The organism is Paraburkholderia rhynchosiae, assembly GCF_002879865.1.
GTDB lineage: Bacteria > Pseudomonadota > Gammaproteobacteria > Burkholderiales > Burkholderiaceae > Paraburkholderia > Paraburkholderia rhynchosiae.
Genome location: NZ_PNXY01000026.1, coordinates 72,037 through 86,359, shown reverse-complemented (window position 1 = coordinate 86,359; position 14,323 = coordinate 72,037). Strand labels below are relative to the sequence as shown.

The window sequence follows — 14,323 nt, the reverse complement described above, 5'->3', positions numbered from 1 at the left end:
CTTGGCAAACCGCCGATGCAGTTTCATGCCAATGCGCGCTCAGCCGTCCGATAATCTGCGACCATGGGTCGGGTCCACACATCTCCGGTTCTCCTGCGACTTCCAGCGGCGATCGGCTGCACAATGCATCGCCTCTGGCTTTAGGGTCTCATGGCTGCGGGCTCACGCTGCCGGCTTACCGCTTTGGCACGCTGTCCGGCCGCGCGAGTGCGACGACGCTCACGATCCCCTCGCGCGCCATCTTCGCGTACGGACAGAAACGTTCGGTGTCACGCACGAGTCCTTCCGCAATGGCCGGCTCAACGCCTGGCAAATGAATGCGGACCTGCGCAATGAGCTTGAACAGGCCATCGACGGGGTCCCGCCCAAAATCGACCGTCACTTCCACCTTCGAGTCGACGATCGCTATCTCCGCCTTGGCGGCGAGCAGGTTCAAGGCGCCGTGAAAGCACGCGGCATAGGCGGCGGCAAACAACTGCTCGGGATTCGTTCCGCCGCCCGGACCGCCGAGCGCCGCGGGCAGGCGCAGATCGAGGTGGAGTTGGCCGTCGTCCGATCGGACCACGCCGGATGCCCGGCCATGACTCGCCTCGCCGCCCGTGGCGGTCACGGTCGTCGAATACAGTGTCTGAAAATCTGGCCCGAAGTACTTATCGAGCAGCGTGAGGGGCGGCGGATGCAAAGGGCTCATCATGTATGTCCGACAGCCGTTGGCTCACGCCGCGGCTCGCAACCAGTCGAACCATGCGCGTGAGTTCGCGACTCTGTGGGTAGTGCGCCGGACCGGCGCGGATGCGCCGTCAGCGTATGAGTGCATCGTAGGTGCGTGGCGGCCCGTCGGGAAGGCTTGCGCCGCGACGCACCGTGTTGCCTTCAAAGCACCAATCAGAGTGCCGGCACCGCCATCATGGTGCTCAGGCATTGCAGGTCGAGCGCGCGCGTCTGTTCCGCCATGTAGTCGATGAACACGCGGATTCTGGCGGGCAGATGCTTGCGGCTGAGATAACAGACATAGTGACCGCGGTCGTCTGGCGCATATTGGGGCAGACAGGAAATCAGGCGCTCTCGCCGCAACAGATCACAGACCTGATAGGCCGGCAATTGAGCGATGCCCTCGCCGTCGAGCACCGCCTGCACGATGAGGTCCATGTCGTTGAAGGTGTGCTGCGCTCGAGGCGACTGCTTTTGTATGAGTCCGTCGACCTTAAACTCCCAATCGCTTACGCGCCCCGACGCACTGCGGAAATTGATGCACCGATGCTGGGCGAGATCGTCGACATGACGCGGCACACCGTGTTTTTTCGCGTACAGCGGCGACGCGCAGACGATCATTTGCATGGGTATCAGTTGCTTTGCCACGACCTCGCTGTCTTCCATGCGCCCGTCGCGAAACCCGACATCGACGCGATCCGCGATGAAGTCGGCAGGACGATCGTTCAGCAACAGTTCGAGCGCTATGTCCGGATACCGCGAGCGAAAACCGCGCAGCAGCGGCGCGACGATCTTGCGCCCGAATCCGGGCGTCGAGCAGATACGCAGCTGTCCGCGCGGCGGTCCGTTACGCAATTCGCGCATGTCCTCGAGTGCCTGCACGATGCGCTCGACGCCCGGATGGCAGTTCTGATAAAACAATTCGCCTTCGCGGGTCAGCGACGTATTGCGCGTGGTGCGCAGAAAAAGCCGCGCATCGAGCTGCGCTTCGAGCTTTTGCACGTTTCGGCTGACGGCGGAGCGGCCAATGCCGAGACGGTCACCCGCCTTGGCAAAGCTGCCTTCATTGGCCACGGCGAGAAACGAGATGACACCGGCGTAGCTCGTGGCAAAGCTGCTCGCGAGCGAATTGTCGGTGAAGGGGCGGGCGGAATGATCGTCGGACATGGGCGCACGATTTAAAGTTTTCGTACTCGACAAGACGTTTTAGCCCGGCCGTCTGTGACAAACCCGGCTCACGAATCCACTGGGGCCGACAATCTGCCCATTCGTCCGAAAGGTTCAGCCGCGCGATGGCGGCCGCCCTTGCTGTTCAGCAATGCGGCAACATTGATTTCGCTGCTATTTCAATTGATCGTACAAACGTTGACCGAACATAGACGGGTCGCGGATCATCGGCCATCCAATCTGGCCGCGATGCGCGCCAGCTTGTCGGGATTTCGCTGCACCTGGATGCGCACAATGCGCTCGCCATCCGTCTCGTACGTCTGCGCCGATTCGAGTGCGCCGTCGATAAAGCGCAACAGTGCCGCCTGGCTGTTGAGGACAGTGAGTTCGACGCGCAGTCCGCTTTTGTAGCGAAGTGCAGCCGCACAAAAAGCTGCGCGATGCGCCGCCCGCCCACCATTGGTTTTGGAAAGCTCTGCACCCGGCCGCCGCCATCGCCCATGAGCACGGCGTCTTCGGCCAGCATTGAATTGATCGCCGCAAAGTCGCCGCGCTGCAAAGCGTGCGCAAAAGTCTGCAGCAACCGATGATGCGTCTCCCGCGACACGACGTAGCGCGGACGATCGTCACGCAGCTGCGCCTTCGCGCGGCTCACCAGTTGCCGGCACGCCGCTTCGCTCTTGCCGATCGCTTTTGCTATTTCATCGTAGTCGGCATCGAATACTTCGCGCAGCAGGAAGGCCGCGCGCGCTTCCGGACTCAGCCGTTCGAGCAGCATGAGAAAGGCGACGGATACGTCGTCAGCGCGCTCCTTCGCCTGCTCCGGCGTTGCGGGATAGTCGGTAACGTGCGGCTCAGGAAGCCAGATGCCGGTGTAATGCTCGCGCTGGATTTTCGCCGCGCGCAGACGGTCGATGGAAATCCGCGTCGTCACGGCGACAAGCCACGCTTCCGCGTTCTCGATGGTCTCGCGCGCGGTCAAACGCCAGCGCAACCAGGCGTCCTGCACCACGTCTTCCGCTTCTGCGACCGAACTCAGCATCCGATATGCAATGCCCTGCAAGCGCGGGCGAAGCTTGTCAAAAATGCTGGCGTCGTCCATGGAGCGGTCCTTGTGCACAGTACATTGGATGTGTTGCGTTTCCGTGGCAGAAACGCATGACCAAACCGCGCACATACGCCCGCGCGATTATTCGCGCCGATCAGTATACCGTCATGAAATCCGACACCCCGGCCAATCTTTACTGCGCACGGCGCTCGCCGCCGGCTGCTGTCACCGGCGCAACATTGAAACCGGCATCGCGCTATGCGTCGATGCCTCCGGTCAGCGGCAACGCCAGTCTGATTCCGGCCCGCCGCAAACGGCCAGCCATCGATGCGGCGGACACTGCTTAGGTCCAGGAATTATTCGACCGGGAGATCGGGGAATTGGCTTGCTTACCGGTCGAGCATTCAGAGTAACCACGACGCGTTTATTGGCCCAGTTAAGCGCTGCAAAACTCCGTTTATCTCTCTACGTACACCAAACTAAAAATTGCCGTTTTCTTTAACGACGCTTAACAATCAGAACTTCAACGCATGCAACCGATGGATCTTATCCAGAAGCCAGTGGAAGCTGGCGTGCCCATCGTCTGCATGAGCGGCGTTCTTCATCGCCATCTTGTGCAACATGTCTTGACGTTGGGAAAGCAGCCGGCACATTCGATGAGTCACTTCCTGGCTATCCCTCAATAGAGGCGTCACAGCATCCTTGCTCAATCTGTAAATGACACTCCGGGTGAGCGTCACGATCTTCACCTGAACTGGCAAACCCGCGAGTAGTCCGGTCTCCCCCATCGTATCGCCGGGCCCGAGACGCACCAGCTCGACGGCCCCGGTAGATTGCTCCGTTGAAACACTAAGCACGCCTGAGTCGACGATTGCCAGACTGTCGGGCACCACTTCTGGCGTGAAGATCACCTGCCCCGCGTCGTATTCATGCCGCACCATGCAACTGGAAAGCATCTTCAACTCGTCGTCGCCGATGGCGGCGAATAGTTCGATGCGTCTAAGCAGGCGCTCCTCTGCTTTTGCCACGATGGCCGTGACAGATGGAACACCTGGTGGTCGGAGAGCGACTCCCGCGGCGGTAAGGTGTCGATAGCAGAGGTCGTACAATTCGTTCGTTAATGGCGTCTTTTTCGCTGTGTCGTCCACGAAAGCCGTCGCTTCGTACTGAATGGAATGTAGGGTGGATTTTCTCGCCTGCACGAAGGGAGCCGGTGCCGGCAGAATGGAACGCGCCGCAGCCAGTGCGCATTCAAGCGCGGCAATCACCGTTGCCGGCCGCTCGTCCGGTGAGATTTCCAGAGACACCGTCACGCCATGCAAAGCGTGCGGCCGATTGGTATTGGTGATATTCGCCTTTGCCGCCGCGGCATTGGGAACGATGGTCACATTGCCGTGCGAATTGAGAAGATGCGTTGCTCTCCAATTCATCTCGATCACCTTGCCTTCGGCGTCATCAATCGAGATCCAGTCACCGACCCGGTACGGTTCTGTGGAATTCAGCACGATGCCTGCAAAGACATCGTGCAAAGTACTTTGAATAGCCAAACCGAGAATAACGGCCAATGTGCCCGACGTCGCAATCAGGCCGCGAACGGGTATTTCCAGAACGAATCCCGTCGCGGCTACCGCCGCGGCAAGAAACACCACCGCACCGAACACGTCCTGAAAGAGTCTCTGCTTGCGCCAGGTCCGCGGCAGGACAAGTGCGTCCAGAGCAAGCGTGAACAGGCGGGCACCTGTCAGCCACCAGAATATCTTCAGGGCCTGCGCCGCTTCGTGAAGCAGCGACGCTTCAAGATGCGTAGCCTGTCTGAAGGGGCTCAGGCCCGCGGTGAAAATGCTCGCCGTGAACACGGCAAAGATCGCGAGCCGAAGCAATAGACGCGAAACGTCTTTCTTCGGCACTTTGAAACGCCACAGTGCCACGTCGATCAGAACGACGGCATAACTGAACACCAGCGAATCGCTCACGGACGCTCCGACGGGAAAAACGTGCCTGACGAGTACTCATGCCGCCCCCCGCCCGGAGCCATTGTGAACGACTAACCGCGATGCCCGAGGCTGCCGAACGCACTAACGCACTAGCCAAATGAGGCCAGCGGGTCGCCTGCCGCGAGTGCGTCGGCGCGATTCGGCGCCGGTGGATAGATCCACTGCGTATTGATCATCTGCTTGCGTGCTTTTCCTTCTGCGTGCGTCAGCTTGATCTGGCGGTCCCAGCCTTCTGAATAGACCGCCCCCCACTCGCCGAGATCGAGACAAGTGGCATAAAACGGCTGGCTATACGCAAGCGTCGATTCGCCGATCAGATCGGCCGCCACGTTGTGGCCGCCGAATTTGCCCATCACCATTGCGTGCTGACAAGACATCAACGCGTAGTGCCCTTGATCGTCGCTACGCACTCGCGCCACATCGCCTGCCACGAACACGCCGGGCGCCTCTTGCACACGCAGATCAGGCGCGACTTCGACACGGCCGAGCGGGTCGAGGCGCGACGAAAGCTGCGCTGCGAGCGTACTCGCTCGCATCCCGCCCGCCCATACCACCGTGTGCGCTTCGATATGTGCACCCGAAGCGGTTCGGACGCCACTCGCGTCGACCGATACGACGCTGGAGCCCAATACCGCTTCGATGCCCAGCGAATCGAATGCCTCGGCGACGAAAGGCCGCGGGTTAGGTCCGAGGTCGGGACCAACGTCGGCCTGCGAACCTACGACGACCACTTTGATCGCCGCATCGAGGCCAAACAGCGCGCGCATCCGCTTAGGCAATTCGGTGGCGATCTCAATGCCGGTGAAGCCGCATCCCACCACCGCAACGGTATTTCGAGCGCTTGAATCGGGAAGCTTCGCGAGTTCCTTCAGATGCGCTTCAAGCGCCGATGCGTCCTCCATGCAATCGACCGAGAATGCATACTCGGCGAGCCCCGGAATCGGCGGCCGACTTAGCTTACTGCCGCTTGTGAGCAGCAACCGGTCGTAACCGAGCGTGCGGGTTGCGCCGCTGGCGGCCGCCACACGCACGGTCTTCTCGCGAACAGCGATTTCGTCGACACTGCCCTCGACGTAGTTCACACCGACGGCGTCAAGCAGAGGCAAAAGCGGCGCGGACATCAGATGCGGCTCGCCTTCGTACATCCGTGGCCGGATCTCCAACTCGGGTTTCGGCGAGATAAGTGTAATGTCGATGTCGCCAGCCGTTGCGCCCGCACGGTCGCGCACGCGAGCCGCCCCAAGGGCGCCCCACACTCCGGCAAAGCCGGCACCCACAATCAAGATCTTCTGCGACATGATTCTTGCCCTAAGTTTTTAAATTGCCAAGTTGACGACGTGCACCGGAACTCACGACAAACCGAGCCCTGCTGCGCTGCGCGACGATCGCTGACGATCGCGGCGGCCGACTCATCTGCCGCCCGCCGTCACGACAAATCGTAGACTTGGTGCTCGAATGGCAGTAGGCACGCAAAGGAGATCACCGTGTTGTCTCGGCGACAACAATCGACGGCTTAAACGTCGTCAACTCATTCTGGCGAGCTCGGCTTCGAGCGTCGCATGGGAATGTTCGTCACCTTCCATCGCAAGATTCACGATAGTGCGAATGCTCCACGGTGCTTCTGATCTGGAAGCGGCTTGTTCAGCCGCAGCCGCGTGTTCCTGCATTGCCTGCTTTACGCCATTGGGAAAGGCGTCCCTCGCGTCTCGCATCGCCGTCTGCAGTACATGCAACACGGCCTGGCCAAACGTCACGCATTCTTCGCGGCTCGGCATTTTTCCTTTTTGCATGACCGAATCTTTCCAGTCGTTCTGTTGGGGGCTGAGAAGAACGGGAGGCCGCGCGCAGAAGTTCCGGTAGTTCAGCAAGTAGGCTTCCTGGCGATTTTGTGGACTAATGCCCAGCAGCTTCCACGCGGCATCGAAACGCTCTTTCTTTATTCCGTTCTCGTACGCCATCGCGCGCAGAAAGAATTCGTGAAAGGCTTCCAGACTCGCGGTGCAGGACGATACCGATTGTCGATAGTGTCCATCGCGTATCGCGTAAGCCGCGAGTTCAAAAAGAATCTCGAACTTCTGCTGCCGCAATGCCACGATCTGCTGATGACCGCGCGAGCATTCCGATCTATACCTTCCCTCGCCATCGGGTCGAAGATCCAGCAAAACAGAAGAAAGAGCGGAATTCCCTACGGAGCTTCCGTCCGGGTTGCATTCGAGGCAAATAATGGGAACCGATATCTTTGTCATGGCATGTCTCACAGTTGGATGTTGTTTCTCGCTTTTCGCCGCATAAACTCTTCTCTTCTCTTCTCTTCTCTTCTCTTCTCTTCTCGCCTCACCAACAGATCACGCGCGGAGGCGCAAACCTCATTCGAGACCAGGTCTCGCTGGCACTCTATGCCCAATCGACCGCTTCTGCAGATGAGGTACGGTGAATGGGGCTAGTACGCTAATCACTCGATGGTCCGATGTTGTCCTGGCGGCAACACCGTGATATCTCGCTCGCGTCTTCTACGTTCTGGGTGGCACAACTAGGATTGCTTGTGACGTAAAGTTTCGCCGTGGAGAGGCCGGGGTAATGGGTCTATTCCAATGCATCCGAATCGCGCAATCCGGAGCCTGACGAGAAGATGAATGCTAAAGAAGATTTTTTGCGTTCCGGCGTGATGGCAAATACCGACCGGCACGAGTACGACGAAGCTGTATCGTTCGGTTCGTTCACACTTTTTCCGACGGAGAGGCGTCTCGAACGGTCAGGCTCATTCGTGCAACTAGGCAGCCGCGCGCTGGATATTCTTATTGCGCTTATCCAGAACGCCGGACAGGTCGTGGACCGGCGCATGTTGATGTCGCGCGCGTGGAGGAATATCGTCGTGGACGAAAGCAACCTGCGCGTGAACATTGCTGGACTGCGCAAAGCACTAGGCGACGGCGAGGACGGAGTGCGCTACATTAAAAACGTCCAGGGTATCGGCTACTGTTTTGTTGGGCAGCTTACGCGTGAACGCATCGTTGCGGAATCCAGTTCCCGGTTTGCCGAACCGTCTCCCCGAGTACATTCCGGCGACTTTGCACCAGAGGCGGCCTGTCCACAAGGTCGCGACGAGGTCTTGCGAACGCTTGCGTCCGACTTCAGCAGACATCGGCTCATCTCTATTGTGGGACCCGGAGGCATCGGCAAAACAACAGTCGCCATTGCTCTCGCGAAGAGACTGTCCGGTGTATTTCCTTCCGAGATTCACGTCGCCGACTTGAGCGAACTTGCTCGCGGCGATACGGTAGCACTCACGCTGGCTCGTCTGCTTGGGCTGGGCGATCTTCACCACATACCCGTCGCATGCATCGCCAATTATCTTTCCACCCGGCGCGCGCTGGTCGTTCTGGATAACTGCGAGCATGTCATCGACGAGGTGACGTCGATGACAACGCAAATCCTCGCGGTCTCATCCGCGACCTGTTTCGTGCTGACAAGCCGCGAGGCATTACGTGTCAGATACGAACACGTCTGCCGCCTGTCTGCACTCGAAGTCCCTCCGGGACCCGAGCTGATTTCGATCGAACTTGCGCATACTTATCCCGCCATGCAGGTATTCACTCGACGCGCTCTGGAAGCGGGCGCCAGATTCCCGCAGACCACCAAGAGCTATGCAGTCATCTCGGAGATGTGCCGGGAACTGGAAGGAGTCGTGCTTGCAATCGAACTTGCTGCGGCGCGCGTAGCGACGTTTGGACTGACCGGCACGATGACGCTGCTCGGAACCCGCTCACGTCTTCAATGGCAGGGATGCCGCAATGCCCCGGCGAGGCATCGGAGTCTCGCCGCATCCATTGGATGGAGTTACGCGCTGCTGTCGGAGCAAGAGAAGTCCGCTTTCCGCCGGTTGTCGTCGTTTGAACAGCCCGCAACGCTCGACGCCGTCCTCGCGGCGGTCGCAAACGGAACGGGCGATCTTTCGAATGCGATAGACGTAGTTGAAGGTCTGGTTGCAAAGCATAGGTTGCACATCCAGCCCGGACCGGACGACTTGCCTCGCTATCGGCTCGCGGCTTCGGAAAGGATCTATGCACGAGAACAACTCAATCAGGCTGCGCCCGATAAGCGGAGCGTCGTCCAACTGAACGGCGTGCAAAGGATTTGCATCTGAATACGGCTGCGCCGTATCTTCAGTGGCGCTTTCGGCTACAACCGCGGCTCAGATCTGGTCAACGTGAATCTGGGAACCGTTCGACCGGCAGCCGAGCTGCCAGGAACGGTTGCCGATATCCTGGTCCTGCACCCGTCAATCGTTAGTCGACGCGCGATGATATCTGGCGACATACCTCGCCTGACCAATGACTTTCCCATGCATCTGATAGGCGACGACTGCGGGACTCGCCGCTGGGGCGACATCGATTTGTGCCACGTCGAGGGCAGACGCCGTCACGACATATCGATGCGATTCCCCTTTAGGCGGACACGGTCCGCCGTATCTGGATTCGCCGAAGTCCGTCAACGTCTCAACAGCGCCTGCCGGCAAGAGCTTCGGATTGCCGGAAGCTCCTTTTTCGAGCGACGACTCGGAAGGTGGAATATTGGCAATCTCCCAATGTGTCCAGCCGAGTCCGCCAGTCGGCGCATCAGGGTCGAAGATGGTCACGACAATGCTCTTCGTGCCGCGCGGAACGTGGGTCCATGAAATGCGCGGCGAAACGTTGTTACCGTGACAGCCAAAGCCTCCGTACACCTGCTCGTTAGAGAAGTGTCCGTCACGCAGGTCATCGACCCTGATCGTGAACGGCTCCGCGCCGGCTATCGCCGGGATGACCGCCAGCGCCATCGACGTGCATGAAATTGCGGGCAACAAGCTCTTCATTCTCATGATGCGCTCCGTTGAAGGATGAAAGATGCGTGCAACCGGTATCGACGGCACCGCGTTGATTTGCCGCGGTCACACCACGGGCAGGTGAGCGTTTGCAAAAACCGCCGTGAGTCTTGTGCACTCCTGGCGGTTTGCCGGCAAACGTCAGTGCAATCTATACGGCGATGGTTGATCGTCGGGCACCGATCAGTAGTCCCACACCACCGGCACGAAATGAAAGCCGTTGTTCGTCTTTGCAACGTGACCGATTGATGGGAACGCGACGTGCGCTGCGGCCAGCAAAGCGCCGGTTTCAGCGGCTTCGTTGAGTAGCGCGATACGCACGTCCGCGGCGCCTTCGGGATCGTGCTCGAAGCCGTTTTGCCAGTCGGGATGGTCGAAGTTGACCTCGAAAATCGCGTCGCCCACGAACGTCAGTTTTTCGCCGTTCGATGCGACGTCCACGACACAATGCCCCGGCGTGTGTCCACCCGTCACGCGCGCCGACACGCCCTTGGCAACTTCCACGGTCTGATCGAACTGCACGATGTTTTCGCGGTAGAGTTCCGTGAACGTCGCAGCAGCCTTGCGGAGCGCGGGAGGAACCGTTTCCGGCATCACCGTCCTACTGAAGTCCGGATTTTTCCAGAACTCTACTTCCTTGGCCGACACGTGAATGCGCACGTCCGGGCGCAGTTTGGCCCTGACGCCGGCAACGTTCAGGCCGCCGACGTGGTCCATGTGCATGTGCGTGATCACGATATCGGTGATCGCAGCCAGGTCGATACCCGCCGATTCCAGGCGCATCACCGACCGGCCGGCGCGCGTGAAGTATTCGAAACCGTCGCCCACGCCCGAGTCGATCAGGATCAGGCGGTCGCCGCTGCGCACGAGCGCAATATTCAGCGCCCAGTCGAACATGTCACGCTGCAGGAAGCGACCATCGAACCATTCGTTGCGGTCGGCTTCGCTCACGTTAGTCGACATGGTGGAGGTGGGCAGCGGCAGAACGCCATCGCTAATCAGCACGACGTCAACGTCGCCCACGCGCACGCCGTAGCGGGAAGACACGAGTTCGCCTGACCCTTCTTTGCCGACGTTGGCGATAACGGGCCGCACATTGCGAGTTGTTTCGCTCATCTTCAATAGTCCAGTTGATTAAGTGGGGTGAGCCGCACTGCACTGCACCGCGCGACGCGGTTCACGAGCACGACTACGAGTGTCACGCGCTTCGTATTGCCTGCATTTCGAAGGAGCGTGTGACAGATAGTAGTCAGGGGGCACGAGCGCCAGTAGCATCGCGAATGCGTACACGATGTTGCCTGGAGGGCAACAATCTCAGATGGGCATGCAATGAGGGGTAGTGCGACGTTTGATGCGACAGGAAGGTCTGGCCGCTGCCACGACCAGGCGACGCCGCCACGGCTCCTACCGTGGAGAAATAAGCCCCGCGCCGGAGAACATTATCAATCGTGATTTCCGTGCCGCCGCTCCGAATCAGAAATGGCTAACCGACATTACCGAATTCCAGATCCCGGACGGCAAGGTATATCTGTCGCCGGTGATCGACTGCTTCGACGGTCTCGTTGTGAGTGGACAATCGGCACGCGCCCGGATGCGGATCTCGTCAATACCATGCTGGATTCGGCGATTGAGTCGGTGGCTGGCTGCGAGCAGCGGCCCGTGGTTCACTCCGATCGCGGTGCGCACTATCGCTGGCCAGGATGGCTCTCACGGATGCAGGATGCCAGACTGATTCGCTCGATGTCGCGCAAAGGATGTTCGCCAGATAATGCAGGCTGAGAAGGTTTCTTCGGGCGCCTCAAGACGGAGTTATTCTATCCGCGTGACTGGAGGGCCACGACCGTTGATCAATTCATCGAAGTCGTTGACTCGTACATCCGCTGGTACAACGCAAAGCGGATCAAGGTCTCGCTCGGCTTCCTGAGCCCAGTCGAGTATCGGCAGAGTCTTGGAAATGCGGAATAAGTCAGTCCAGGAATTTGGCCGCACCCCGACAGGGTCAGTTTTACATCGGCGCTAACAGCTTTCCGCCGTCTTGACGGTCCCGGCCTCTGCGGTAATGCGGATCGCGGTAGTACCACCTAGCATCTGAAAATCACCGCGCCGTCGCTGAGCTCCCAATGCGTGCGCCGGTCCATGACGTACCGGTAGTAATACTCCTGATCTTCCTCGTAGGCGCGCTCCGCGTCCTCGTAGGCACGTTTCCGGACGCTGGCCTGCGCCGCCGTTGAGGCGTTATCAATGACGTCCTTGGTTTCAGCAGCAGCACGAAGCGCCGACCACCCGACATCAAGTCGAATGCTTTCTAGACGACACTGGACGCACGCTGTCGCTCGGTCGCTGGTGCCGAGTGCTTTCGTGATTTCCTTGGAGCCGACTACAGAGACGAGATCGGAGGGGACGCGGCGACGGAAGTAGTAGCGGGAACTGCGCTTGATGAGGTGGGTACACATGGCCGGATTTTACTCGCTGTGTAGAATCCACACGGACACGGAGCCGCGCCACAAATGACTAGCGGGCCCGAAGGCCCGCCAGATAAGCAGATACTTGGTCGGGGCGAGAGGATTTGAACCTCCGACCACCTGCACCCCATGCAGCTTGGAAACCGCCGATAGACGCCTGATACAAGGGGGTTAGGTGGTTTGTATTCCAATATTTTATGGCAATAGTAGCCGCTAATCTCGCGGCTTTCCGGGCGGTCGTGACCTTCTTATTGGAAGAATTTACGGAGCTTCAACACGATGATCCGGATCATGGAACCATGTTGCCGGCACTCTGATTGCATCCGGCGCTACCTGAGCCGGGAAAGAGTCATTGGTGACCCATATATTCGAATATCGGTTGAAGATCGTATTGAAAGTCTGTGCATCAACCTTGTCGCGAAACTGATTCCAGAAGTGCCACTGCGGGATGGCGGTCGTGTAGGAGATGGACTTGAAGCCGAGGCCGTTCTGCACCGACTCGGGCAGGAACTGCTGCACGAGATAGCCCGTCTTCGGGTCAACTGCGGCGCGTATCTTCGCTATCACTGGGGTGTCCTCGCGATTGAAGATCGGCCACGCCTGCTGCAGTGGGTTGAAGCGGCCGATCACGAGCGCCGCGGTGATTACCGATGCGACAAGCATGGGGACGGCCGGGTCGATCTTCGTGTAGCGCGCGACCAGATAGGCCGCAATCGCAAAAGGGATGATGAGCAGGTCAATGGAGTTAGGCCAGAACGGTACCTCGGCGCGCGCCTTCAGCATCATCCAGCCGAACACGACGATTGCCACGAACGTCACGATCCGCGGCGGGGAAATGCTGAGACCGAGGCGGCTCACCACGTGCACGACGAAGAACAGCAGCAACACGCCTTGCGCGTACTGCATGCGGCTCGGCTGAACGTTGTTCCACAGCAGCAGCTTGCCGACGCTCTCTGGTACTGGCAGCAGCTCCCACGCCAGCATCATGGCGAGCGCTGCGCCGAGAATCAGTGCGCGGCGCACGAAGATGCGGTCCTTCACCAACGTCGTCAGGTTCCGGTAATTCGCAAAGCACAGTGCCAGCAGGACGAAGAAAACGCCGAACGTGGCGGATTCACAAATGTTCGAGTTGGGCAGCAGTTCGTGCAATCGCCCGTCGAAGGTGGCGAACGGGAAAAGCTGCGACGCCGCTTGACGAAGTCCGACGCCGCCGCCCATGACGCTGCGGCCACCCGGATACAGCGTCTTCATCGTGGCGAGCAGGTAGTCTTTCAGGTAAAGACCCGTCGTCGCGGCCGCGGCGCCAGCGGCGACCGCCAGTCCTATCAGCGGGACCGGGCGCAGCCACTCGCGGCCGTACGCAAGAACGAACGCGACGCTGACGAACGCGAGCGAGACGATGTATGGCGGATAGAACATCTCGATCATCATTCCCGTAAGCAGCCAGTAAAAAAGCAGCAAACGTATCCACTTCGGCATGCGCAGGAACAGAACCGCCATCGCCGCGCCGTACAGCGAGAACAGGACACCCTTGTCGGTCCACCAGAACTGGGAATAGGCGGTGAGATATGCGCAGAATGCTAGCAGAACGGCTTGCGTGCGCGTGGCGCCGGTCACGAGAAAAAGTACCGTGTAACCCGCTATGAATAACGCAAAGACGGAAAAATAATGGAACGAGAATGCGTAGGCCGGGTTGACGAATTTATACAGCATCATCGTGGGCTTGAAAAACCAGCCCCAGTCGTCAATCGGAATGCCGAACGCGATCCGCAGATCGTCATTGTAAGGAGAGGTTTTGTTGTAACGCTCGAAGTGGTTATTGACCGAGGCCGCGGTAAGAGACGTGATAACGGCCCACTCATCCGCGCGAATCGGCTTCGGGTCACCTATGACCAGCCCAGTATTTTTTGCTTCTAGATTCCGGAGCACCAGTCCGTATGACGACGGCGACCACGTTTGAGAGACGTAGATAGCTCCAAGGAGCACGACAGCTCCGAGGAACCACCATCGAAAATTTAACTGCTTTATCGTTGACATGGCGGTTGATTTCCGGCTGAAGAAGCGGAATCATACCGCACAC

11 protein-coding genes and 2 pseudogenes are annotated in these 14,323 nt (G+C 59.2%); 3 read left to right on the top strand and 10 right to left on the bottom strand.

Annotated features, from left to right (window positions below):
- Positions 1-175: 175 nt before the first annotated feature.
- The 3 genes and pseudogenes from C0Z16_RS28300 to C0Z16_RS28290 form a co-directional block, all read right to left on the bottom strand.
- On the bottom strand, positions 176-691 hold the full coding sequence (locus C0Z16_RS28300) for an Ohr family peroxiredoxin (RefSeq protein WP_102635360.1): 516 nt from the start codon (positions 689-691) through the stop codon (positions 176-178).
- A gap of 194 nt (positions 692-885) precedes the next feature.
- A complete protein-coding gene (locus C0Z16_RS28295; protein WP_102635359.1) occupies positions 886-1,878 on the bottom strand; it encodes a LysR family transcriptional regulator in 993 nt (330 codons plus the stop codon).
- A gap of 224 nt (positions 1,879-2,102) precedes the next feature.
- Positions 2,103-2,980: pseudogene (locus tag C0Z16_RS28290) on the bottom strand (RNA polymerase sigma-70 factor).
- A gap of 56 nt (positions 2,981-3,036) precedes the next feature.
- Here C0Z16_RS28290 and C0Z16_RS37870 point away from each other — a divergent pair.
- The gene (locus C0Z16_RS37870) at positions 3,037-3,273 is read left to right on the top strand and encodes a hypothetical protein (RefSeq protein WP_158244531.1); all 237 of its coding nucleotides are present in this window, start codon (positions 3,037-3,039) and stop codon (positions 3,271-3,273) included.
- 168 nt (positions 3,274-3,441) lie between these two features.
- On the opposite strand, the gene C0Z16_RS28285 is transcribed toward C0Z16_RS37870, so the two are convergent.
- The 3 genes from C0Z16_RS28285 to C0Z16_RS28275 form a co-directional block, all read right to left on the bottom strand.
- Positions 3,442-4,899 (bottom strand): mechanosensitive ion channel domain-containing protein, encoded by a 1,458-nt coding sequence (locus tag C0Z16_RS28285; RefSeq protein WP_102635358.1) that lies wholly within the window; start codon positions 4,897-4,899, stop codon positions 3,442-3,444.
- 110 nt (positions 4,900-5,009) lie between these two features.
- Entirely contained in the window at positions 5,010-6,218 is a 1,209-nt protein-coding gene (locus C0Z16_RS28280) for an NAD(P)/FAD-dependent oxidoreductase (protein WP_102635357.1), read from the bottom strand.
- A 225-nt stretch (positions 6,219-6,443) separates the two neighbouring features.
- A complete protein-coding gene (locus C0Z16_RS28275) occupies positions 6,444-7,166 on the bottom strand; it encodes a hypothetical protein (protein ID WP_102635356.1) in 723 nt (240 codons plus the stop codon).
- 383 nt (positions 7,167-7,549) lie between these two features.
- On the opposite strand from C0Z16_RS28275, the gene C0Z16_RS28270 reads away from it, so the two are divergent.
- The gene (locus C0Z16_RS28270; protein ID WP_102635355.1) at positions 7,550-9,064 is read left to right on the top strand and encodes an ATP-binding protein; all 1,515 of its coding nucleotides are present in this window, start codon (positions 7,550-7,552) and stop codon (positions 9,062-9,064) included.
- A gap of 135 nt (positions 9,065-9,199) precedes the next feature.
- Here the strand turns inward: C0Z16_RS28270 and C0Z16_RS28265 are convergent, their stop codons facing one another.
- Positions 9,200-9,778, bottom strand: a complete 579-nt coding sequence (locus C0Z16_RS28265; RefSeq protein ID WP_102635354.1) for a YbhB/YbcL family Raf kinase inhibitor-like protein — start codon at positions 9,776-9,778, stop codon at positions 9,200-9,202.
- A gap of 186 nt (positions 9,779-9,964) precedes the next feature.
- Positions 9,965-10,897, bottom strand: a complete 933-nt coding sequence (locus C0Z16_RS28260; RefSeq protein WP_102635353.1) for an MBL fold metallo-hydrolase — start codon at positions 10,895-10,897, stop codon at positions 9,965-9,967.
- Positions 10,898-11,117: 220 nt separating this feature from the next.
- Between C0Z16_RS28260 and C0Z16_RS28255 the strand changes: the two are divergent.
- Positions 11,118-11,746: pseudogene (locus tag C0Z16_RS28255) on the top strand (IS3 family transposase); the annotation flags it as partial.
- A gap of 116 nt (positions 11,747-11,862) precedes the next feature.
- Here C0Z16_RS28255 and C0Z16_RS28250 read toward each other — a convergent pair.
- Entirely contained in the window at positions 11,863-12,234 is a 372-nt protein-coding gene (locus C0Z16_RS28250) for a DUF6538 domain-containing protein (protein WP_102635352.1), read from the bottom strand.
- Between the two features lie 270 nt (positions 12,235-12,504).
- Positions 12,505-14,280 carry a DUF7657 domain-containing protein gene (locus C0Z16_RS28240; protein WP_455430269.1) on the bottom strand — a complete coding sequence of 592 codons (1,776 nt, stop codon included), beginning with the start codon at positions 14,278-14,280 and terminating at the stop codon, positions 12,505-12,507.
- Positions 14,281-14,323 lie beyond the last annotated feature (43 nt).